The following is a 21288-nucleotide window of genomic DNA, read 5'->3' on the forward strand; positions in this document are numbered from 1 at the left end:
GCCGGCTCAGCCCTCGGGGTCCTGGCCGCGTGCCATCACCGCCGCCAGGCCCCCGGTCGCGAGCGCCACGACCAGCACGCCGGCGCCCCAGAGGCCGACGGGCTCCGGCTCGTCGGCCACGAGCAGCGCGGTCGCCAGGGCTGCGACGGCGAGCACGAAGAGCAGCACGCCACGCCGCAGCCACAGCAGCACGGTCGCGAGGTCGAGTGCCATCCGGCCGGGACCGTACGCCGCGACGACCCCGGCGAGGTGGGAGGCCAGCAGCCCCGCCGCCCCCACGAGCGCGACCGGCGACGGGTCGCCGCGGAAGGCGATCCCCCACCAGCAGGCCGCGAGCAGCATGCCCACGGTGCCGAAGGCGTGCTCGGGCGCCGTGGCGTAGCCGAGCGACAGCCCGACCATGACCACCGCGAACCACCACGCCGGCCACTCCCCCAGCAGCGCGGTGGAGAAGCAGCCGAGCAGCAGCCCGCCCACCATCACCGCGCGCACCGCCCACTGCGCGGGTGTCCAGCGCGACGGCAGCTCGAAGCCGCCGACGGATCCGCCGATCTCGCGCCGCCGCCTCACCCTCGCCATCACCGCACCCGCACCGTCGGGAGCTGGGCGCGCCGGGCCAGCCGGCGCAGCACCTCGTCGAGGGTGCCCGGCCCGCGCCACGGCACGACCGGGCAGCCGATCGCCGCCAGCCGCGCGAGCACCTGGTCACGCTCGAGCAGCCGCATCCGCCACGCCAGGTCGGCCACGACCGGGTCGGTCCCCTCGATCACCGCCGGCTCGACGTCGTGCGGCAGTGGGTCGACCACGAGCACCGCCACGCCGCGACGGGCCAGGGTGGCGGTCGCCGTCCCGATCTCCGGGGACAGCATCGGCGACACCACGACCACCACGCTGCCGCCGACCGCCCCGAAGGTCAGCTCCCCCTCCCGCGCTGCCAGCGGCCCCGGCCGCACCACCGCCAGCCGGCCGAGCAGGCGGCGCAGGTGGCGCTGCCCCGATGCGGGCCGCACGAGTGCGCCGCTCGGCGCCACCACGCGCAGGCCGACACGGTCGCCGCGGCGCACGGCGTGCTCGGCGATCGCCGCCGATGCGCGCACGCTCACGTCGAGGCTGCTGGCGCCGCCGTCGAGGCCACCGGACCGTCCGTGGTCGGCGAGCGCGTCGACGACCAGCAGCACGCCGGTGTCCTCCTCGGCGCGAGTGCTGACCACGTGCAGGTCTCCGGTGCGCAGCGAGACCCGCCAGTTGATCCGGCGCAGGCGGTCGCCGGTGTGGAAGGCGCGGATGTCGGCGAACTCGGTGCCGGTGCCCGCGCGTCGCGACCGGTGCGCCCCGACCAGACCGACCGGGTGCGGCGCCTCGGCCCTCGAGTCGTACGGCGCGGTGACCGGCAGCACGGTCAGCTCGCGGCCACCCTGCACCACCGGGCCCCAGCGGTACCCGGCCCAGCGGCTCGTCAGTGCCACGGACTCGTGGCCCAGGGTGCGGCGGCCCCACCGCCGCGGGCTGGTCTCCACGACCTCGGCCGGACCCACGCCCCCCGAGCGGGGCACCAGTCCGCCCACCCGCCCGTCGGCGGGGTGGGTGGCCACGAACGGCGCCGAGGCACCCAGCCGCGCCACGTGCTCCACGCCGCTGAGGTCGTCGACCTCGAGCACGGCGCGGGTGCCCTGCCCCTCGTGCAGCGTGGTGTGCTCGAGCCGACTGGCCACGTGAGGGGTGGTCGACGGGCGGTGCACCAGCGCCAGCACGGCGTACCCGAGGAAGGGCGCGGTGAGCACCAGCACCACCGGGTCGCCGAGCAGCGCGGCCAGCGCCGCACCGAGGCCGCCGACGGCGACCGCGCGGCGCAGCGCCCCGGTCACCCGCCAGCCGGTCACGACCGACCGGCCGCCGAGCGCTCGAGCGTCGCCGGGGTGGCCACGCTCGCCAGTACCTGGTCGACCACCCGGCTGCCGCTGGCGTCGGTCATCCAGAGCTCGGGTCGCACCGTGATCCGGTGGGCCAGCACCGACCGCGCGACCGCCTTGACGTCCTCGGGGATCACGTAGTCGCGGCCCCGCAGCACCGCGAAGCCCCGGGCGGCGAGCACCAGCCCGAGCGACCCGCGCGGCGAAGCCCCGGTGAGCACGTCGCTGTGGCTGCGGGTGGCCGCGACCAGGTCGACGCAGTAGCGCCCGACGCTCGCGTCGACGGTCACCGTCTCCACCGCGGCCTGCAGCGCGCGCAGGCCGCCGGCGTCGGTGACCTGGTCGAGGTCGACCTCCTCGCGCTGGCGCTCGAGCCGGCGCGCGATCACGTCGTACTCCTCCTCGCCGCTCGGGTAGCCGAAGCGCACCCTCAGCAGGAAGCGGTCGAGCTGGGCCTCGGGCAGCGGGTAGGTGCCCTCGTACTCGATCGGGTTCGCGGTGGCGAGCACGTGGAAGGGCTCGGGCAGCGGGAAGGTCTCGCCCTCGACCGTGACCTGCCGCTCCTGCATCGCCTCGAGCAGCGCCGACTGGGTCTTGGGTGGCGTGCGGTTGACCTCGTCGGCGAGCAGCAGGCCGGTGAACAGCGGGCCCTTGCGGAACTCGAAGGTCCGGTCGCGCTGGTCGTAGAGGAACGAGCCGGTCAGGTCGGCCGGCAGCAGGTCGGGGGTGAACTGCGCCCGCGTGAAGTCGAGCCCCAGCGCCCGGGCGAACGACCGCGCGGCCAGCGTCTTCCCGAGACCCGGGAGGTCCTCGAGCAGCACGTGACCCTTGGCCAGGATCGCGGCCAGCACCAGGCCGAGCGCGTCGCGCTTGCCGACCACGGCCCGCTCCACCTCGTCGAGCACCCGCTGCGCCGTGGCCGAGGCCTCCGCGACCTGCGGGTGCGGCCCGCCCCGCCGCGCGCTCGCGGGAGATGTCGCCGGTGTGCTCGGCCGGTCGGTCGGCGGTTCGCCCGGCCCGTCCGGTCGCCGGAAGGCGTCGCTGGTGTCCCCGTTGTCCGTCACAGCTCCTCGATCCTCGTGAGGTGGTCATCGATCCTGGCCCGCGACAGCCGCTGGGGCGGTCCGGCGAGGTCGTCCAGCAGGTCGTCCCCCAGCAGGTCGCGGGCCCGGGGGTCGTCACGGGTGAGCCCGTGCCGGCGCTGCAGCCGCTCGTCGCAGAGCCGGCGCAGGCGGTCGCGCAGCGCCGCGTCGGGCGACGCGGCCGAGAGGTGCCCCTCGATCGTGCGGACGTACGACGAGAGCCCGTGGTCACTGCCGGGGACCGTCATCGGCCGCAGCGGCTCGACGTCCCAGCCCGGCTCGGAGTCGACCATCGTGTCGATGAGCACCACCACGGAGCCGAGCACCACGACGACCACGAGCAGCAGCTTGAGGTGGTCGGGCCGGTAGTCGAGCCAGGTCAGCGCGACGTCGGCGACGAGCGCCACCCCGACGAGCACCACGGCACGCGTCACCCAGCGGCGCCTCACGCCGGCCTCCCGGCGCCGAGGTCGGCGTGGATCCGGCGCAGCGCCTCGAGCGCCTGCGCGCGCTGCGCCTCCCCCACCTCGTGCTCGGAGAAGCGCGCCTCGCGGTAGAGCGCGGCGAACTCGGTCACCGCGTGGCCCTCGGCGCCGACGAGGTCGAGCACCCGGATGGTGAACTCCGAGGACGTCTCCCACGAGCGGCGCCGCAGGCCGTGGGCACCGGCGAGCACCTCGAACCGGTGCCAGCACGCCACCACCCCGTTGCGCGGCGTGCCCTCGGTCAGGATCCGCTCCTGCGCGGCGGCGTCGTCCAGCACGTCGGCGACGAGTGCGCGGACCACCTCGGGCGGGGCGTCGAGCACGTCGAACTCGACGTCGAGCTCCTCGCGCCGGGCCCGGCGCCGGGCCTCGCGGTCCTCGCGCCAGGTGCGGTACGCCGTGTGGCCGAGGAAGAGCACCACCAGGGCCAGCCCGATCATCAGCGCCAGAGCCAGCGCGGCCAGCACCGGATGACTCTCGGGTGTCTGCTGCGCGAGGTCCTCGGGGCGGGTCACGCCCCTCGTGTCGAAGCTCTCCGTGGGCGAGAGCGTGGGCGTGACGCCGAGGTTCTGGTCGGGTCCTTTCCCCGTGAGCACGCCGCTCGGACCGATGCTCGCGGTCCACGAGACCAGCACGACCGCCAGCAGCACGCCGACGACCGCGACGACAGCGGTCAGTGCGGCGCGGGCAGGCTTCACGTCGCGAGAACCTACCCGTGCCCGCCGACCCGGCGGGTCACGCTCGGGTCACAGTCCGGGGACGGCCGCGAAGGGTTCCGTGCCGCGCACGAGGTGCAGGCCCGCGATCCCGGCGTGCTCGCGGGCGAAGGCGATCTCGCGCCGCAGGTCGCCGAGCCCGTTGGAGCCGGCCAGAGGCGCGACCGCGACGGTCGAGAGGGTGCCGAAGCCGGCGCCGTCGGCGTCGAGGAACCCGCTGCCCGAGTCGCCCGGGATGCCGGGCGATGCCGTGTAGACGTCCCAGCCCCAGCCGCCGTAGGTCCGGCCCAGCGACAGCCCGGCCTTCGGCGACAGCAGCGTCGTCGGCCGCAGGCTCGAGCCGCCGTAGGAGTACACGCTGCTGCCGGCAGCGGCACCCGCGGACGAGAGCCCGGTGGGGCCGCCCCAGAACGGCACCGACGGGTTCACCTCGCCCCGGTCGCCGCGGCTGACCCGCACGAGCGCGAAGTCGTTGGCGGCGCAGGCGTCGGCGTCGGTGGTGCCCCGCTGCTGCATCGTGAGCCACGAGCTGTACGCGAGCCGACCGTGCCCGACCACCTCACCCGCCTGCGCCGGGTCCATGCCCTCGACGAAGGCGACGCGGGTCCCGAGCGGGTGGGAGCCGGTGGCGCAGCCGTCGGTGTCGGTCGCCTCGCCGAGCCCCGCACAGTGCGCGGCGTACCCGACGTACACCCGGCCCCGTCTGTCGGCGAGGACGAAATTGCCCGTGCACTGCGCGCCCTTCGTCAGCATCTGGGCGCCGGGGTGGATGGTCGCCGTCGCGGCGGGCGCCCACCTCGCATCCCGCGCGGACGGCGCCGCCTGCCCCGCCGGCGCCACCGACGCGACCAGCAGGAGGACGACGAGCAGGGCGAGCGGCAGGCCCGCGAGAGGTGCGCGACGGACGGTCATGCCCGGTGAACGAGCGAGGGCCCCGACCGGCTACGCGGTCGGGGCCCTTCCGGCACCATGCCCAGACGGTGACGGGGTCGGGTCGGTCTCAGAGGACCGGCGAGAACGGCTCCGTGCCCGGTGCGAGCACCAGGCCGGCGATGCCGCCGTGGGCCTGGGCGTAGCCCAGCTCGCGGCCGAGGTCGCCCACACCGTTGGAGCCGGCGAGCGGCGCCAGGGCCAGCGTCGAGAGCACGCCGAGCGCCTGGCCGTCGGCGTCGAGGAACGCGCTGCCGGAGTCGCCGGGCACGCCGGGGGTCAGCGTGTAGACCGGGTGGTTCCAGCCCTCGCTGTCGGTGCCCAGGCTGATCCCCTGCTTGGGCGAGAGCGCAGTGATGCCGGCCCGCAGGCTGGAGTTGCCGTAGGAGAAGACGGTGTCGCCGGCGACGGTGCCGGCGGTGTCGACGCCGGTCGGGCCTCCCCAGAACGGGACGCTCGGGTTCACCTTCGCGACGTCGGCCGCGTCGACCCTCACCAGCGCCAGGTCGTTGTAGGCGCAGGTGTCGGCGTCGGTCTCGCCGCGCTGCTGCATCGTCAGCCACGAGGAGTAGGCGAGCGTGCCGTGGCCGACCGGCGTGCCCTCGCTGACCAGCGAACCGCCCTCGGCGAAGGTCACGCGGGTGCCGAGCGGCAGCGAGGCCGCGTCGCAGCCGTTGGTGTCGGTCGCGGCTCCGGTGCCGGCGCAGTGCGCGGCGTACCCGACGTAGACGTTCCCGGCGCCGTCCGCGAAGACGAAGTTGGCGGTGCACTGGGCGCCCGCGGTGTAGGCCTGCACTCCCGGGTGGATCGCTGCCGTGTCGGCCGGCGCCCAGGCCGACGCCTCGGCGGCGGGCTGGGGTGACAGCAGGAGCACGAGCAGGACGGCGGTCAGCAACGACGCCACCGCCGTCGTGACCGGGTGGAGCAGAGCACGCCTCGTCGTCATGGGGTGGGTCCTCCCGTGAGGGCGCCGCCCCAGCAGGGCGGCGCGGTTCACCCACCAACGAGGGGTGACACACCCGGGTTACGCGCGGGTAGCCCGCGCGTGCTGGCGGACCTGGAGGCCCCGCGGGATCAGTACGACGGCTGGCTCGGGTCGATCTGGTTGACCCAGGCGACCACGCCGCCACCGACGTGGACGGCGTCGGCGTACCCCGCACCCTTGACGATCGCCAGCGTCTCCGCCGACCGCACGCCCGACTTGCAGTGCATGACGATCTGCTTGTCGCTGGGCAGCTGCTCGAGGGCCGAGCCGTTGAGGAAGTCGCCCTTGGGGATCAGCACCGAGCCGGGGATCTTGTTGATCTCGTACTCGTTGGGCTCGCGCACGTCGACGAGCACGAAGTCGCGGGTGCCCTCCTCGCGCTCCTTGAGCATGTGCTCGAGCTGGGTCACCGAGATCGTCGAACCGGCAGCGGCGTCCGCGGCCTCGTCGGAGATCGCGCCGCAGAAGTCGTCGTAGTCGATCAGCCCGGTGACGGTGGGGTTCTCCCCGCAGAGCGCGCAGTTGGGGTCCTTGCGGACCTTGAGCTTGCGCCACTCCAGCTCGAGGGCGTCGTAGATGACGAGGCGGCCGACGGCCGGGTCGCCGATGCCGGTGAGGACCTTGATCGCCTCGTTGACCTGGATCGAGCCGATGCTGGCGCAGAGCACGCCGAGCACGCCGCCCTCCGCGCAGCTCGGGACCATGCCCGGCGGCGGGGGCTCGGGGTAGAGGCAGCGGTAGCACGGGGCCTCGGCCGAGGTGCCGTCCTCGAGCGTCGCGTGCGGCCAGAACACCGACGCCTGGCCGTCGAAGCGGTAGATCGAGCCCCACACGTAGGGGATCTGCAGGAAGTACGCCGCGTCGTTGACCAGGTAGCGGGTCGCGAAGTTGTCAGTGCCGTCGACGATGAGGTCGTAGCCCTCGAAGATCCGGAAGACGTTGTCGTTGTCGAGCCGCTCCGCGTGCACCACGACCTCGACCAGCGGGTTGATCTCGGCGACCGACTCCTTCGCCGACTCCGCCTTCGGCCGGCCGACGTCGGACTGGCCGTGGATGATCTGGCGCTGCAGGTTCGACTCGTCGACCTCGTCGAACTCGACGATGCCGATCGTCCCCACGCCTGCCGCGGCGAGGTACATCAGCGCCGGGCTGCCGAGGCCGCCCGCGCCGATCACCAGCACCTTGGCGTTCTTGAGCCGCTTCTGCCCGGTCATCCCGACGTCGGGGATGATCAGGTGCCGGCTGTAGCGCCGCACCTCGTCGATGGTGAGCTCGGCGGCCGGCTCCACGAGCGCGGGAAAGGTCACGGGGGCACTCCTCGGACGGGGACCTGGGTTCTGCTGCGGACGTCGGGGTCAACACCGCTGCGGTGCTCCATGTTCCCGGCCGCCGCGTCCGGGTCCGCGCCGCTCTCGTCATCCGGACGTGCGGGTCGGGGACGAGAATCCGCAGACCTTGCGGTCGAGGTCGCCGGTGAGGGCGTCACCCGGAGCAACCGGAAGAGACACCCGGTCCGGGAGGGGCCTCGTTCGCAGGGCCCCTCGCGGCGTACGGGTAGGCTCGCGCCGATGCCCGACACGAGGAGACCAGCTCGATGAGCACCGAGAGCGTGGACACCGGCGCCCGCCCGCGCGGCGGCCGTCTGCCGCGACAGGAACGGCGCGCCCAGCTGCTGGACTCTGCGCTGGAGGTGTTCGTGGCGCAGGGCTACCACTCCGCGGCGATGGACGACATCGCCGAGCGCGCCGGCGTCTCCAAGCCGGTGCTCTACCAGCACTTCCCCGGCAAGCTCGAGCTGTACCTCGCCCTGCTCGACGCCTCGGCCGACAACGTCATCGCGCAGTGCAAGGCCGCCCTCGACTCGACGCAGGACAACAAGCAGCGCGTCGAGGCCACGATGGCCGCGTTCTACGAGTACGTCGGCGGCGACTCCGGAGCGTTCCGGCTCGTCTTCGAGTCCGACCTGACCAACGAGCCCGCCGTGCGTGAGCGCGTCGACCGGGTGACCAGCGAGTGCGCGGCGATGATCGCCGACGTCATCCACGACGACACCGGCCTGCCCGACGTGCCGTCGCGGCTGCTCGCGGTGTCGCTGGTCGGCATGGCCCAGGTCAGCGCCCGCTTCTGGCTCACCGATGCCGCCGGCATCAGCAAGTCCGACGCCGCCTCGCTGGTCGCCGGCCTGGCCTGGCGCGGCATCCGCGGCTACCCCCTCACCGACGACCACTGACACCCCGAACAGGAGACCGACACGTGGAGGTCAAGATCGGCGTCCAGAACGCCCCCCGCGAGATCACCGTCGAGACCGGCGAGACCGCGGAGGAGGTCGAGCGCCTCGTCAGCGAGGCCGTCAAGGCCGAGGGCGGCGTGCTCACGCTCAGCGACAACAAGGGTCGCCGGGTGATCGTGCCCGCCGACCGCATCAGCTACGTCGAGATCGGCGGCGGCGTGCAGGGAGCCGTCGGCTTCCGCCACTGACCCCGGTCAGGCGTCGAGGCCGAGCCGTGCCATCCGGTCGGTGTGCAGCTCGGTGATCCGGGTGAACATCCGGCCGATCGCGGCGAGGTCGAGCCCGGGGCGGTCGATGCCGCCCGCGAGCAGCGACGAGAGCGCGTCGCGCTCGGCGGCGACCCGCTGGGCCTGGGTGAGCGCCTCCCCCATCAGCCGGCGGCCCCACAGCGCCAGCCGCCCGCCGAGGCGCGGGTCCTGCTCGATCGCGCCACGGACCCGGTCGACGACGAAGTCGGAGTGCCCGGCGTCGCTGAGCGAGGCCACGACGACGTCGCGGGTGCGGGGGTCGAGGTAGGCCGCGATCTCACGGTAGAAGTCGGCGGCCATGCCGTCACCGACGTACGCCTTGATCAGGCTCTCGAACCAGTCGGACGGCGCGGTGTGCTCGTGGAACTTGTCGAGCGCGACGCGGAAGGGCGCCATCGCGGCATAGGGGTCGGCGCCGAGCTCGCGCAGCCGGTCGTGCAGCAGCTCGAGGTGGCCGAACTCGGTCGCGGCCATCGCCAGGATCGCCACCTTGTCCTCCAGCGACGGCGCCATCGTGGCGTCCTCCGCGAGCCGCTCGAACGCCGAGATCTCGCCGTACGCGATCGCGCCGAGCAGGTCGATCACGGCAGCGCGGTAGGAGAGGTCCTCGAGCGCGAGGCTGCCCTCGTCGGCGGGGCTCGCGGGCGAGGATGCAGTCATGGTCGCAGCCTATCGATAGACTGACCCCGCTGAGGCCGCCCTCGCGGCCCGGCCCGTATGTGCGCGGCTGATGGTTTCCCGTGGGTTCCGGCTCCTGGTCAGCCGCTCGACCGAACTCACGAAAGCGACACAATTCCATGACCACCTTCCGCGAGCTCGGGGTGCTTCCCGAGATCTGCGACGCGCTCGAGCGCGGCGGCATCACCACCCCCTTCGCCATCCAGGAGATGACCCTCTCGGTCGCGCTCCTCGGCACCGACCTCATCGGCCAGGCCCGTACGGGCACCGGCAAGACCCTCGCCTTCGGCATCCCCGTGATGCAGCGCAGCGTCGCCCCCTCCGACCCGGCGTACGCCGACCTGCCCCAGGGCAAGCCGCAGGCGCTGATCGTGGCCCCGACCCGCGAGCTCGCGCTCCAGGTCTCCGGCGACCTCCACCTCGCCAGCAAGGACCTCGGGCTGCGCGTGCTCACCGTCTACGGCGGCGTCGGCTACGACACCCAGCTCGACACGCTCGCCTCGGGCGTCGACATCGTGGTCGGCACGCCCGGCCGCCTGATCGACCTGGCCAACCGCCGGGCCCTCGACCTCTCGCACGTGCACGCACTGGTGCTCGACGAGGCCGACGAGATGCTCGACCTCGGCTTCCTGCCCGACGTCGTGAAGCTGATCTCGATGACGCCGGAGACCCGGCAGACGATGCTGTTCTCGGCCACCATGCCGGCCGCGATCGTGAGCCTGGCCCGGATCCACATGCGGCACCCGATGAACATCCGCGCCGAGTCGTCGTACGACACGACGATGGTGCCGGCCACCGCGCAGTTCATCTACCAGGCGCACGACCTCGACAAGCCCGAGATCATCGGCCGGGTGCTGCAGGCCGAGGACGCCGAGAAGATGATCGTCTTCACCCGCACCAAGCGGCAGGCGCAGCGGGTCGCCGACGACCTCGCCGAGCGCGGCTTCTCCGCCAGCGCGCTGCACGGCGACATGGCGCAGGTCGCCCGCGAGAAGGCGCTGACCCGCTTCCGCGAGGACAAGCTCCGCGTGCTCGTCGCCACCGACGTGGCCGCCCGCGGCATCGACGTGCAGAACGTCTCGCACGTCGTCAACTACACCTGCCCCGAGGACGACAAGACCTACGTGCACCGCATCGGTCGCACCGGCCGGGCCGGCGCGACCGGCACCGCGATCACGTTCGTGGACTGGGCGGACCTCCACCGCTGGAAGATGATCAACCGCACGCTCGACCTGCCCTTCGACGAGCCGCAGGAGACCTACTCCACCAGCGAGCACCTCTACCACGACCAGGGCATCCCGCCGGGCACCAAGGGCCGGATCAAGGACCCCGCCCCGCTCCCGCCGCGCGAGAAGCCCGACCGGGGCGAGCGCGACCGGCCCCGCGAGAAGTCCGAGCGTCCGGCCCGCAACCGCAACCGCAGCCGTACGCGCAACGGCCGCCCCGTCGAGGGCGAGGAGCCCGCCGGCACGGCTGCCTCGCAGACCGGCGGCGAGGCCGTCCAGGCGTCCGAGGGCTCGGGCAGCGCCGAGGGCTCCGAGTCGTCGGGCGGCGCCCCGCGTCGCCGTCGTCGTCGCCGCGGTGGCTCCGGCCGGTCCGCCTCGGACGCGTCGGCCCCGGCCTCCGAGTCCGCCTGACCACACGGTTCTCCACAGCTCAGCGACGAGCTGCCCGCTGACCCGCCGTTGGTTAACGGCGGGTCAGCGTCAATTCACGACGACGACGGTGGTGCCGAGGGGCGCGAAGTCCCACAGGGCCTTGGCGTCGGGGGTCCGCTGGCGGATGCACCCGTGGGACTGGGGGGTGCCGAGCTGGGCGACGGTCTGCTCGCGCTCGCCGTCGAGCAGCGGGATGTCGTGGAAGCCGATGGCGGCCTTCTCGCCGTGGGCGAAGCGGACGAACCAGCGCATCGTGGAGCCGTCGATGCCGAGGGCGTCCTCCGAGCGCGACCACACCTCGTAGGTCCCGGGGTCGAGGTTGTCCGCGCGGCTGCCGGAGACGGGGTAGGTGCGCAGCACCTCGTCGCCGCGGTCGACGAGCCAGACCCGCTGCCGCGACTCCGAGAAGACCACGCGGCGGCCGTGCCCGGAGCTCGCCGGGAGCGCCGCCTCGGCGGCACCGGCCCGGGCCTCGCTGCCGCCCGCCGGGGTCGGCGTACGACGGTCGGACTCCGCCGAGGTCGGGGTGCGGCCCAGGTGGTCGGCGGTGAGCGAGACCGCGGCGCGCTCGGGCGTCCCGGCGGCCGACGGCAGCATGCCGAGCCCGCCGAGGGCCGCGACGAGGGTGACCACCAACGACGCCGACGCCGCACCGATCCGCCCGTAGCGCGGGCGGACGGGAGCGGGCCGGGGCGCGGTCACCGGGCCGTCGCCCCGGGGGGGTCGGCGCTGATCTGGAGCAGCCGCTCGGCGACCTCGCGGTAGGCCTTGGCGCCCTTGCTCGACCGGCTGGTCGCCAGGATCGAGCGGCCCGCGGCCGGCGCCTCGGCGAACTTGATGGTCTTGGGGATCGGCGGCTCCACGACGGCCAGGTCGTAGGTCTCCGAGATGGCCTCGAGCACCGCGCGGGCGTGGTTGGTGCGCCCGTCGTAGAGCGTGGGCAGGACGCCCCAGACGACCAGGTCGCGGTTGGTGAAGCGGCGCACGTCGTGGACGGTGTCGAGGAGCTGACCGACGCCGCGGTGCGACAGGGTCTCGCACTGCAGCGGGATCAGGACGCCGTCGGCGGCGGTCAGCGCGCCGACGGTGAGCACGCCCAGCGAGGGCGGGCAGTCGAGCAGCACCCAGTCGTAGGTCGTGCCGCCCTCGGCGAGCTGCTCCAGGGCGCCGCGCACGGCGTGCTCGCGCCCGGTGCGGGTGAGCAGGTCGGCCTCGGCGCGGGCGAGCTCGATGGTGGCCGGCAGCAGGTCGACGCCGTCGTCGGTGCTGATGACGACCTCGGAGGGGTCCAGACCCTTGGTCAGGACGTGGTGGATCGAGAGCTCGAGGTCCTCGGGGTCGATGCCCAGCGAGAACGTCAGGCAGGCCTGCGGGTCGAGGTCGACGAGCAGGACCGACTGGCCGAGCTCGGCCAGGGCCGCGCCGATCGAGGCGACGGAGGTGGTCTTGGCGACGCCACCCTTCTGGTTGGCGACGGCGAGCGTGGTGGACATCGCTGTCCATCATGCACGACGAACTTGTGCGAATCGGGGCGACACCGCTTCGATGGACGCATGTCGTGCGCCCTGGTCACCGGCCCCACCGCGGGCATCGGTCACGTGTTCGCCACCCGCCTCGCCGCCCGCGGCCACGACCTGGTGCTCGTCGCCCGGGATCGCGAGCGGCTGGAGCAGGTCGCCAAGGAGCTGCGCACGACGTACGGCGTGGAGGTCGAGGTGCTCCCGGCCGACCTCGCGGACCGGGCCGAGCTCGCGCGCGTGGAGGCGCGGCTGGCCGACCGCGACCGCCCCGTGGACCTGCTGGTCAACAACGCGGGGTTCGGCCTCAAGGGGCGCTTCCTCGACAACGACGTGGAGGCCGAGCAGGCGATGCTCGACGTGCTCGTCACCGCGGTGATGCGGCTCTCGCACGCCGCGCTGGGCCCGATGTCCGAACGCGGCAGCGGCGGGGTCATCAACGTCTCCAGCGTCGCGGCGTTCCTCCCGCGCGGGAGCTACTCGGCGGCGAAGGCGTGGGTCAACAGCTTCAGCGAGTGGGCCGCGAACGAGTACCGCTCCCAGGGCATCCGCGTGATGGCGCTGTGCCCCGGCTTCACCCAGACCGAGTTCCACGAGCGGATGGGCGTGCGCCGCGGCAGCGGCTTCCTCTGGATGGACGCGGAGTTCCTGGTCGACAAGGCCCTGGCCGACTTCGACAAGGGCCGCGTCTACTCGATCCCCGGCGCCCAGTACAAGACGATCGTCGCCCTGACCCGGCTGGTCCCGAGCCGCCTGAGCCAGCGGCTGCAGTCGATGGGGCGCAAGTAGCGCCGGCGCCGGGCCTCCTCGGGGTCTTCGCGCACCCCGACGACGAGTCGCTGGCGGCCGGTGGTCTGGTCGCGCGCCACGTCGCCACGGGCGGTCGAGCCGCCGTCGTGACCGCCACCTGGGCCGGGGGCACCGCCCGGGCAGCCGAGCTCGCGGAGGCGCTGTCGGCCCTCGGTGCCGACCCGCCGCGGCTGCTCGGCTACGCCGACGCCCGGGTGCCCGAGTCGGCGCCGGGCTGCTCGCGCTGGCTCGACGTGCCCCTCGACGAGGCGGTCGGGCGCCTGGTCGCCCACGTGCGCGAGGTGCGGCCCGACGTCGTGGTCACCCAGGACGCGTACGGCGGGCTGACCGGGCATCCCGACCACCTCCACACGCACCGGGTCACCTTGCTGGCGGTCGAGGCCGCCGGGCTGGACCTCTACCCGGACGCCGGGGAGCCCTGGCGCCCGCGCGAGCTCTGGCTCGCCACCCACCCGCACTCCGCGGTCGGGCCGCTGCTCGACCTCCTCGGCAGCCGACGGGCCGTCCACAGCGTGCCGGACGACGACGTCACCACGACCCTCGACGTGACGCCCTGGCTCGACGCCAAGGTCACCGCCGTGCTCGCCCACCGCAGCGAGGTCGGGCGAGGAGCCCTGCCCGGCGTCATCGCGCAGCTCTCCGCGGCCGACCGCGCCCGGCTGCTCGCCACCGAGTGGTACGCCTGCCGCGCGCTGGAGCGATAGGTGCACATGCACTCATCGCTCCAGCGCAGCACGGGGGTGCCGGGCTGCGTCGACGGCGAGCCCTGCCCGACCGCGCCGCGGACCTCCCCCGCCGACCAGGCCCCGCTGCCCGGCACCGGGAAGTCCGCCCGTCGCGCGCTGGAGCGTTTGGTGCACCTGCACTCATCGCTCCAGCGCGGCCCCGGAGGGTGCCGCGGTGCGATGACCCGAGCAGTCGCCGGCGACCGGCCGGCCAGCAGGCTGCCGGCCGACGACCCGCTCAGCCCTCGCCGGCCATGAACGCGCGCACGGAGTCCGCGATCAGCTGCACCGCGATCGCCGACAGGAGCAGACCGGCGATCCTGGTGACCAGCAGCACGCCGCTCTCGCGGATCAGTCGCAGGATCGGCAGCGAGTAGCGCATCGCCACCCACAGGGCCGCGTGCACGAGGACGACGCCGAGGGCGACGGCCACGAAGGTCGCCGCGGAGTCGACCTGCTGGACGAACAGCATCGTCGCCACGATCGCGCCGGGACCGGCGAGCAGCGGCGTGCCGAGCGGCACCAGCGCGACGTTGGTGTTCACGGTCGCGGTCGGCTCCTGCTCCTTGCCGGTCAGCAGTTCGAGGGCGACCAGCAGCAGGAGCAGGCCACCGGCGCCCTGCAGCGCCGGCAGCGAGATGTGCAGGTAGGACAGGATCTGCTGGCCGAAGAACGCGAAGACCGTGATCACGAAGAACGACACGGCGACCGCCTGCCAGGCCGCCCGGCGCGCGCTGGACGGCGAGCGGCCGCTGGTCAGCGACAGGAAGATCGGCACCGTGCCGACCGGGTCCATGATCACGAAGAGCGTCACGAACACCTCGACCAGCAGCACCGTGTCGAGCACCGCGCTCACGACCGCACCACCCCCACGACCGTCGGCACGTCGCGTCCGGAGCGCGCCGCCGCCGCGGTGGCCAGCTCGAGCAGGCGCTCCAGCTCCGCGGGGGCGGTGGTGTGGCAACCGAGCTCGTGGTCGACCTTGCCGGCGCCGTGGTGGTCGCTGGAGCCGGTGACGACGAGCCCGAGGTTGCGGGCGATCGCGCGCAGGGCGTCGCGGTCCGCGGGCGTGTGGTCCTGGTGGTCGACCTCGACGCCGGCCAGTCCGAGGCCGGCGAGCTCGGCCAGCGTGGACTCGTCGAGCGAGGAGCGCTCGTGCCGGCCCCACGGGTGCGCCACGACGCTGACCCCACCGGCGGCGGCGACGATGCCGAGCAGCCGGGTCAGCGGCGCGGCGTAGCGGTCGACGTAGGCCGGCCGCCCGGCGGTGAGGTAGCGCTCGAAGGCCTCGTCGCGGTCGGCCACGACCCCGCGCGCGACCAGCGCGTCGGCCACGTGCGGGCGGCCGGTCGCGGTGGCGTCGCCCGCGGCGCGCCGCACGTCCGCCTCGTCGACCTCGACGCCGAGCGCGTGCAGCCGCTCCAGCATCTCCGGCACCCGCCCGTCGCGGCCCTCGATGATCCGGCCGATCTCCTCGACGAGCGGCGGGTAGGTCGGGTCGGGCAGGTACGCGAGCAGGTGCACGCCGCGACCGGCGTGCCGGCTGCTGAGCTCCATCCCGGGGAGCAGCGCGACGCCCGCCTCGCGGGCAGCGTCGGCGGCCTCGGCCCAGCCCGCGGCCGTGTCGTGGTCGGTCAGCGCGACCACGTCGAGCCCCGCGTCGGCCGCCGCGCGCACGAGCTCGGCCGGGGTCTGGGTGCCGTCGCTGGCGCGCGAGTGGGTGTGGAGGTCGATGCGCACGGAGCAAGGCTAGGGATCCCGGCGGCGGCGGGCCGCTTCCGCGCCGCGGTGAGCCCGCTCACCAGGCCGGCCGCGGCCCCCCGAAGGGCATCTCGACCAGCGGTGGACCCACCCCGGAGACGTCGCGCAGGATCCAGTCGTCGCGCAGCAGCAGCACCGCCGACGCGGGCCGCAGCACGATCCACAGCCAGCGACCGGCGAACTCCCCCACCACCACGCTGCGGTCGAGGTCGCCCCGGCTGTCGCTCGTCGACACCGCCCACAGGGGCACCGACTGGGCGCCGATGCGCACCTTGACCTCGGGCGGCACCGTCCGGAAGTCCGCGCCCGGGTCGTCGCCGACGAGCCCCGCGCACCGCGCTCCGAGGCCGACGCCGGCCTCCTCGGCGACCACGAAGACGTCGACCGGCCCGTCGAGCTCGCTGGTGCCGGACGAGCAGGTGACGGTGGCGGCCGCGCTGCCGTCGGGGTCGGTGCTCGCGACCACCCCGAAGTCCGCGACCGCCCAGCCGGGGCTCATCGGCCAGGGCAGGTAGGTCGGGAAGTCGCCGGCCGCCTGCAGGTGCTCGGTGAAGCCGTCGTAGGAGACCTCGTCGGGCACCCACAACGGTGTCCGGACGCCGTGGACGGGGCAGGCGCCGCCCACGGCTCCCTCCAGCCCCTCGCGGCAGCGGGGGCAGGAGGCGGTCAGGGACATGGGTCAACGGTGGTGGCGCCACCCCGGGGCGTCAAGGGTCCTCCGGACCGGCCACGGGGCATGCCCCCGCCGTGTCAGGATGCCCATCGTGCTCAGCTCCGCCGCCCGGCCGGCCATCGCCGGGGCGTTCGCCACCCAGGGCTTCGTCTTCATCAGCCTCACCACGCGCCTGCCCGACTTCTCCGACCGGTGGCACCTCTCCGAGATCGAGCTGTCCGGGCTGCTGCTGATGATGGTGCTGCTCGCCGGCGTCGGCTCCGTGCTCGCCGAGCAGCTGGTCAAGCGGAGCGGCAGTGCCACCCTGCTGCGCAGTGGGCTGGCGCTGCTCGCGCTCGGCGTCCCCGTGCTCGCGCTGGCGCCCGCCGTCGGCGTCTTCGTGGCCGGCATGGCGCTGTACGGCGTGGGGCTGGGCGTGGTCGACGCGACGAGCAACATGCAGGCGGTCGCGCTCGAGCACCGGCTGGGGCGGCCGATCCTGCCGTCGTTCCACGGCGCCTGGACGGCGGGCGGCGTGGTCGGCGCCGCGCTCACCCTCCTCACCCCGAACTTCCCGCTGCAGGGGGCCGCGGTGCTGGCGCTGGTGCCGGTGCTCGCGCTGCTGCCCGTCGCCGGCGCCTTCGTGCAGCGCGACCACGGCGAGACCCTGCACGCCGACGCGGTCGTGGTGCCCTGGCGACCCATCCTGCTGGTCGGGGCGGCCCTGGTGATCTTCTACATGGTCGACACGGCCGCGGCGACGTGGGGCCCGACGTACCTCGACACCACCTTCTCCACCCCCTCCGGGCTGGTCGCGCTCGCGACGTTCCCCTACCTCGTCGCCAGTGGCGTGGTCCGCCTCGCCGGCGACGGGCTGGTCGCGCGGTGGGGCGCGGTGCTGGTGCTGCGGGTCGGCGCACTGCTCGCGTCGGCCGCCCTCGCGGTGGTGGTCTTCGCGCCCACCTGGGAGGTCGCGGTGGTCGGCTTCACGCTGCTCGGCGTGGGCGTCGCGGTGATCGCGCCGCTCAGCTTCTCCGCCGCGGCCCGGATCGCCGGCGCGGCCGGGGACGGGCTGGCCGACGGCGGCGACACGCCCGGTGCCCGTCAGGCGCGGGTGGACGCCGTGATCGCCCGCTTCAACCAGTTCAACTACGTCGGCGCCCTGCTGGGCGCCGTGCTGACGGGGGTCGTCGGCGCCGGGAACCTGCGGATCGGGTTCGCGGTCCCGATGGTGCTGGTGCTGCTGATCCTGCCGTTGGCCCGTGCGTTCGCCACCGGGAGGCAGACATGGACTTCCTCGACCCCTACGTCGTGACCCGTGACGCCGAGCTCGTCCCCGTCGACGAGGTGCGGCGTCTCGAGGTCGAGCTCGGCGTGACCCTGCCCGCCGACTACACCCGCGCCCTGAGCACGCTCGGCAGGGGCGGCTGGTGCGGCGAGGTCGACCTGGTCGATCCTGACCACCTGAGGGGTTGGCTCCCCCGGCACCGGCGGTCGGTGGCCGAGTTCTGGTTCTGGGACGACGCCGTGGTGACGCAGGCCGACGCCGTCCGCAGCATCCCGGTCGGGGGCTCGTACAACGGCGACGCGCTCGTCCTGGTCGACGGCCGGCTCGCCTGGCTGCCGCGCGACACGCAGGTCGTGCTCGAGGCGGGCACGACCTGCCAGGAGGCGCTGACCGTGCTCTTCGACTCCGGCACGGTCGGCACCCGGCCGACGATCGCGTGGTTCGCGTCGTACGCCGGCGACCGCCGCTCGCAGAACCGTCAGGGCGGCGACCACCGGGCCAATCTCGAGGCGGTCCGCGCAGCGTTCCCGGACGCACCCGTGGACGTCGACCCGGTCTGGCCGACCGCCGTGGTGCTGCTGCGCGAGCTCGGCGGCTACGTCGAGCTGCACGGGTACGACGGGAACACCGGCGCCCACGTGGACCGCGACGCCACGCTCCCCGACGCCTGGGAGCGCCTCAACGCCGCGCTGACCTCCACCGGGTGCGTCCCCCCCGGCGGGCGGTGAGGTCGGTTCAGCCGCCCTGCGGCCCCGGCCAGTTCTTGTCCGGCTGCGGCACCGGACGCCCCGGCTGCTCGCCGCCGCGGGCCTCGAGGTAGTTCTGCTTGGGCACCATCACCTTGCGGCGGAAGATGCACACGACCTTGCCGTCCTGGTTGTAGCCGATGGTCTCGACGTGCACGACGCCGCGGTCGTCCTTGGAGGTCGACTCCCACTTGTCGAGCACCGTGGTCTCGCCGTAGAGCGTGTCGCCGTGGAAGGTCGGGGCGACGTGGCGCAGCGACTCGATCTCGAGGTTCGCGATCGCCTTGCCCGAGATGTCGGGGACCGACATGCCGAGGAGGATCGAGTAGACGTAGTTGCCCACCACCACGTTCTTGCCGAACTGGGTGGTCTCCTCCGCGTAGTGCGTGTCGAGGTGGAGGGGGTGGTGGTTCATGGTCAGGAGGCAGAACAGGTGGTCGTCGTACTCGGTGACCGTCTTGCCCGGCCAGTGCTGGTACGTCGCGCCGACCTCGAACTCCTCGTAGCTGCGCCCGAATTGCATGGCCTCATCGTGCCGGTCGGCGCGGGCGCGCCGGAACCCCGGCCGCCGTGGGATCCGTCACCCGTCAGTAGCCGAAGACCTGGTAGTCGCGCCGGTACTTCTCCTCGACGATCGAGCGCAGCTCGTCCGAGGCGTTGTCACGGGTCACGCCGCGGGGCTCGGACTGGTTGCGCCGCTCCGGCTCCTGCCACTCCACGCCGACCCGGCGGCAGACCTCGCTGAAGTCGGCCGCGAAGGTCTCGATCCGGCCGAGGAAGTCGACCTGGGTGAGGTCGATGAGCCGCGACTGCAGCGCGATGTGGCGGTCGGTGTGGGTGAGGTCGCGGAGGTCCTGCTCGGCGACCCAGGCGGCGAAGTGCTCGATGGTCTTCATCCGCTCCCACTCGTCGGGGGCGAAGTGGAAGTGGTTCTGCTGGTGCACCTTGTCCTGCCAGGCCGAGATGAAGCGGTCGAGCGGGTCGCGCACGAAGCCGAACTTGAAGTAGTCGCGGAAGACCGCGGTCGGGTAGGGCACCCGCGACAGGACGAGCAGGCCCTCCTCGCCGTGGTGCTCGTCGAGGAAGTTCAGGACGGTGCGGGTGCCCACCTTGGCGTTGCGGAACCAGATGAACCGGTGGGTGTGGCTGATCGTCAGGTTGTAGGTCAGCGGCGACAGCGCCCCCGACGCGCGGGCCCGGCGGCGCAGCTGGCGCAGGGCCGCCTGCGACTCCTGGGTGAGCACCTTGGGGTGCTGGCGCGGGGCGGTCAGCACCGAGGGCGGGATGCGCGGAGGCTCGCGGTCCTCCTCGGGCAGGCTCGCGCCCTCTCCCCCGACAATGTCCGTCACGAGCGGGGAATCTAACACCACGCGGTGTCAGGAACCCCCGCCGCCCGCCTTCCGCCGGTGCAGCTTCGGCGCCGCGCCGCCCTCGACCTCCGCGCCGTGGGCCTTCTCCCGGACCGGCCCGTCCTCCTTGACGCCCTTGTCGCCCGCGTTCTTCTTGTCGAGCGCCTCGCGCATCTTGGCCTTCAGGTCCTCGTTCACGAACACCTCCTGGGTCGTGGGTGCGACTGTGCCACCGCCCCCGTGCCCCCACCCTGCCACCACCGGGGTCACGGATCGAGCCGATAGCGTCGGCGGCGAGCGAAGGGAGCCCTCGTGGCGCAACGCCTGTTCCTGCACGTCGGCACGATGAAGTCCGGTACGTCGTACCTGCGGTCGCTGTGGTGGCAGAACCACGACGCCCTGGCGCGCCGGGGGTTGCTGCTGCCCGGCGACGGCAAGGGCACGCACTACCACGCCGCCAGCGAGGTGGTGGAGCGCGAGGACGTGCTGGCGCTGATGACTCCGGAGCAGCGCGGCACCTGGGACCGCGTGGTCGCCGAGGCGGCCGCCGCTCCGGGCGACGTGCTGATCAGCCACGACCTCTTCTCCCGCGCCGACCCCGGCCAGGCGGACCGCGCCCTGCGGCGGCTCGAGGGCGTCAGCGAGGAGGTGCACGCCGTGGTGACCGCGCGCGACCTCGGCCGGCAGCTCCCCTCGGCCTGGCAGCAGGAGGTGAAGGAGGGCTCCGCCGTCACCTTCGAGGAGTACTGGCGGGCGGCCGAGCGCGAGCCGGCGGGCCAGTTCTGGACCCACCACGACGTCCCCGCGCTCCTCGGGCGCTGGAGCCAGGGCCTCCCGGGCGAACGCACCCACCTCGTCGTGCTGCCCGGCCACGGAGCCCCCCGCGAGTGGCTGTGGACGCGGATGTGCGAGCTGACGGGGGTCGACCCCAGCGGCCTCGACGCCGCGGCAGAGCGCAGCAACGACTCGCTGGGCATCGGGGAGGTCGAGGTGCTGCGCCGCATCCACGCCACGATGCCGCCCGAGCGGCGCACGCTGGAGACGGTCCGCTTCCTCAAGGGCCACTTCACCCGTCAGGTGCTGGTGTCCAGCGGTCCAGGGGAGCGGTTCACGCTGTCGCCGGAGATGCACGCCTGGGTCGTGGCCCGGGCGGAGGCGGCGGTCGCGGACCTCCGCGCCCGCCCGTGGCACGTGGTCGGCGACCTCGACGACCTGCTCCCCGGGCCGCGGCCCGAGGGCCGCAGCCCGGCGGACGTCACCGGCGACGAGGTCGCCGACGTGTCGGTGCGGGCGCTGAGCCAGCAGCTGCTGCGGGCCATGGACCAGCGCGACGAGCTCCGGGCACTGCGGGCCGAGGTACGCAAGGGACGCCGCGCCCGGCGCGGGAGCCCGGACTAGATGTACCCGGCCAGGACGTTGGTAGCGGCGAGCCTGGTTGAACGAACGAGAACCTCCGAA

Annotated in this window: 24 protein-coding genes and 1 pseudogene; 8 read left to right on the top strand and 17 right to left on the bottom strand. The window is 73.8% G+C overall.

The features are described from left to right. Positions 1–6: 6 nt before the first annotated feature. The 8 genes from ACFPGP_RS16895 to moeZ all read right to left on the bottom strand — a co-directional run bounded on the left by ACFPGP_RS16895 (position 7) and on the right by moeZ (position 7415). A complete protein-coding gene (locus tag ACFPGP_RS16895) occupies positions 7–579 on the bottom strand; it encodes a hypothetical protein (protein ID WP_378591941.1) in 573 nt (190 codons plus the stop codon). Then, positions 579–1880: a DUF58 domain-containing protein gene (locus tag ACFPGP_RS16900; protein ID WP_378591943.1), complete on the bottom strand. Its 1302-nt coding sequence runs from the start codon at positions 1878–1880 to the stop codon at positions 579–581. Before ACFPGP_RS16900 ends, ACFPGP_RS16895 begins: the two co-directional genes overlap by 1 nt. Further along, complete coding sequence (locus ACFPGP_RS16905) at positions 1877–2974, bottom strand: AAA family ATPase (protein ID WP_378591945.1); 1098 nt, start codon at positions 2972–2974, stop codon at positions 1877–1879. Before ACFPGP_RS16905 ends, ACFPGP_RS16900 begins: the two co-directional genes overlap by 4 nt. After that, positions 2971–3426 (bottom strand): hypothetical protein, encoded by a 456-nt coding sequence (locus tag ACFPGP_RS16910; RefSeq protein ID WP_378591946.1) that lies wholly within the window; start codon positions 3424–3426, stop codon positions 2971–2973. Before ACFPGP_RS16910 ends, ACFPGP_RS16905 begins: the two co-directional genes overlap by 4 nt. Positions 3427–3437: 11 nt before the next feature. Further along, entirely contained in the window at positions 3438–4175 is a 738-nt protein-coding gene (locus ACFPGP_RS16915; RefSeq protein ID WP_378591947.1) for a DUF4129 domain-containing protein, read from the bottom strand. 48 nt (positions 4176–4223) lie between these two features. After that, on the bottom strand, positions 4224–5105 hold the full coding sequence (locus ACFPGP_RS16920) for a hypothetical protein (RefSeq protein ID WP_378591949.1): 882 nt from the start codon (positions 5103–5105) through the stop codon (positions 4224–4226). Between the two features lie 88 nt (positions 5106–5193). Continuing rightward, positions 5194–6069 carry a hypothetical protein gene (locus ACFPGP_RS16925; RefSeq protein WP_378591950.1) on the bottom strand — a complete coding sequence of 292 codons (876 nt, stop codon included), beginning with the start codon at positions 6067–6069 and terminating at the stop codon, positions 5194–5196. Positions 6070–6197: 128 nt separating this feature from the next. After that, positions 6198–7415 carry an adenylyltransferase/sulfurtransferase MoeZ gene (gene moeZ / locus ACFPGP_RS16930; RefSeq protein ID WP_378591952.1) on the bottom strand — a complete coding sequence of 406 codons (1218 nt, stop codon included), beginning with the start codon at positions 7413–7415 and terminating at the stop codon, positions 6198–6200. 287 nt (positions 7416–7702) lie between these two features. On the opposite strand from moeZ, the gene ACFPGP_RS16935 reads away from it, so the two are divergent. Then, on the top strand, positions 7703–8338 hold the full coding sequence (locus ACFPGP_RS16935; protein WP_378591953.1) for a TetR/AcrR family transcriptional regulator: 636 nt from the start codon (positions 7703–7705) through the stop codon (positions 8336–8338). A gap of 23 nt (positions 8339–8361) precedes the next feature. Continuing rightward, on the top strand, positions 8362–8586 hold the full coding sequence (locus tag ACFPGP_RS16940) for a DUF3107 domain-containing protein (protein ID WP_378591955.1): 225 nt from the start codon (positions 8362–8364) through the stop codon (positions 8584–8586). 6 nt (positions 8587–8592) lie between these two features. On the opposite strand, the gene ACFPGP_RS16945 is transcribed toward ACFPGP_RS16940, so the two are convergent. Next, the gene (locus ACFPGP_RS16945) at positions 8593–9306 is read right to left on the bottom strand and encodes a ferritin-like fold-containing protein (RefSeq protein WP_378591956.1); all 714 of its coding nucleotides are present in this window, start codon (positions 9304–9306) and stop codon (positions 8593–8595) included. A gap of 137 nt (positions 9307–9443) precedes the next feature. On the opposite strand from ACFPGP_RS16945, the gene ACFPGP_RS16950 reads away from it, so the two are divergent. After that, complete coding sequence (locus ACFPGP_RS16950) at positions 9444–10961, top strand: DEAD/DEAH box helicase (RefSeq protein WP_378591958.1); 1518 nt, start codon at positions 9444–9446, stop codon at positions 10959–10961. Between the two features lie 69 nt (positions 10962–11030). On the opposite strand, the gene ACFPGP_RS16955 is transcribed toward ACFPGP_RS16950, so the two are convergent. Both ACFPGP_RS16955 and ACFPGP_RS16960 read right to left on the bottom strand, forming a co-directional pair. Continuing rightward, entirely contained in the window at positions 11031–11684 is a 654-nt protein-coding gene (locus tag ACFPGP_RS16955) for a L,D-transpeptidase (protein ID WP_378591959.1), read from the bottom strand. After that, complete coding sequence (locus ACFPGP_RS16960) at positions 11681–12475, bottom strand: ParA family protein (RefSeq protein WP_378591960.1); 795 nt, start codon at positions 12473–12475, stop codon at positions 11681–11683. The genes ACFPGP_RS16955 and ACFPGP_RS16960 overlap by 4 nt, the downstream gene beginning before the upstream one ends. 60 nt (positions 12476–12535) lie before the next feature. On the opposite strand from ACFPGP_RS16960, the gene ACFPGP_RS16965 reads away from it, so the two are divergent. Together ACFPGP_RS16965 and ACFPGP_RS16970 are read left to right on the top strand one after the other, a co-directional pair. After that, positions 12536–13288, top strand: a complete 753-nt coding sequence (locus tag ACFPGP_RS16965) for an SDR family NAD(P)-dependent oxidoreductase (protein ID WP_378591962.1) — start codon at positions 12536–12538, stop codon at positions 13286–13288. A gap of 35 nt (positions 13289–13323) precedes the next feature. Next, positions 13324–14013 (top strand): annotated as a pseudogene (locus tag ACFPGP_RS16970) (PIG-L deacetylase family protein); the annotation flags it as partial. 259 nt (positions 14014–14272) lie between these two features. Here the strand turns inward: ACFPGP_RS16970 and ACFPGP_RS16975 are convergent. Genes ACFPGP_RS16975 through ACFPGP_RS16985 form a run of 3 tightly spaced genes read right to left on the bottom strand, consistent with a single transcriptional unit; the run spans position 14273 to position 16471 of the window. Continuing rightward, positions 14273–14890, bottom strand: coding sequence for a MarC family protein (locus tag ACFPGP_RS16975; protein ID WP_465263269.1), 618 nt, complete (start codon positions 14888–14890; stop codon positions 14273–14275). Then, positions 14887–15774: a PHP domain-containing protein gene (locus tag ACFPGP_RS16980; protein ID WP_378591963.1), complete on the bottom strand. Its 888-nt coding sequence runs from the start codon at positions 15772–15774 to the stop codon at positions 14887–14889. Before ACFPGP_RS16980 ends, ACFPGP_RS16975 begins: the two co-directional genes overlap by 4 nt. Before the next feature lie 58 nt (positions 15775–15832). Further along, positions 15833–16471, bottom strand: coding sequence for a DUF6758 family protein (locus ACFPGP_RS16985; protein ID WP_378591964.1), 639 nt, complete (start codon positions 16469–16471; stop codon positions 15833–15835). On the opposite strand from ACFPGP_RS16985, the gene ACFPGP_RS16990 reads away from it, so the two are divergent. Both ACFPGP_RS16990 and ACFPGP_RS16995 read left to right on the top strand, forming a co-directional pair. Beyond that, positions 16470–17762 (top strand): MFS transporter, encoded by a 1293-nt coding sequence (locus ACFPGP_RS16990; protein WP_378591966.1) that lies wholly within the window; start codon positions 16470–16472, stop codon positions 17760–17762. The two genes, ACFPGP_RS16985 and ACFPGP_RS16990, sit on opposite strands and share 2 nt — an antisense overlap. Continuing rightward, on the top strand, positions 17735–18463 hold the full coding sequence (locus ACFPGP_RS16995; protein WP_378591967.1) for a hypothetical protein: 729 nt from the start codon (positions 17735–17737) through the stop codon (positions 18461–18463). The genes ACFPGP_RS16990 and ACFPGP_RS16995 overlap by 28 nt, the downstream gene beginning before the upstream one ends. 7 nt (positions 18464–18470) lie before the next feature. Here the strand turns inward: ACFPGP_RS16995 and ACFPGP_RS17000 are convergent, their stop codons facing one another. From ACFPGP_RS17000 to ACFPGP_RS17010, 3 genes are all read right to left on the bottom strand, one after another. Then, complete coding sequence (locus tag ACFPGP_RS17000) at positions 18471–19004, bottom strand: MaoC family dehydratase (RefSeq protein WP_378591969.1); 534 nt, start codon at positions 19002–19004, stop codon at positions 18471–18473. A 64-nt stretch (positions 19005–19068) separates the two neighbouring features. Further along, the gene (locus ACFPGP_RS17005) at positions 19069–19830 is read right to left on the bottom strand and encodes a sulfotransferase family 2 domain-containing protein (protein WP_378591970.1); all 762 of its coding nucleotides are present in this window, start codon (positions 19828–19830) and stop codon (positions 19069–19071) included. A gap of 27 nt (positions 19831–19857) precedes the next feature. After that, a complete protein-coding gene (locus tag ACFPGP_RS17010; protein WP_378591971.1) occupies positions 19858–20028 on the bottom strand; it encodes a DUF5302 family protein in 171 nt (56 codons plus the stop codon). 114 nt (positions 20029–20142) lie between these two features. On the opposite strand from ACFPGP_RS17010, the gene ACFPGP_RS17015 reads away from it, so the two are divergent. After that, positions 20143–21228 (top strand): hypothetical protein, encoded by a 1086-nt coding sequence (locus ACFPGP_RS17015; RefSeq protein WP_378591972.1) that lies wholly within the window; start codon positions 20143–20145, stop codon positions 21226–21228. Positions 21229–21288: the final 60 nt, after the last annotated feature.

Origin of the sequence: Nocardioides taihuensis, from assembly GCF_042657275.1 — a bacterium.
Classification (GTDB): domain Bacteria; phylum Actinomycetota; class Actinomycetes; order Propionibacteriales; family Nocardioidaceae; genus Nocardioides; species Nocardioides taihuensis.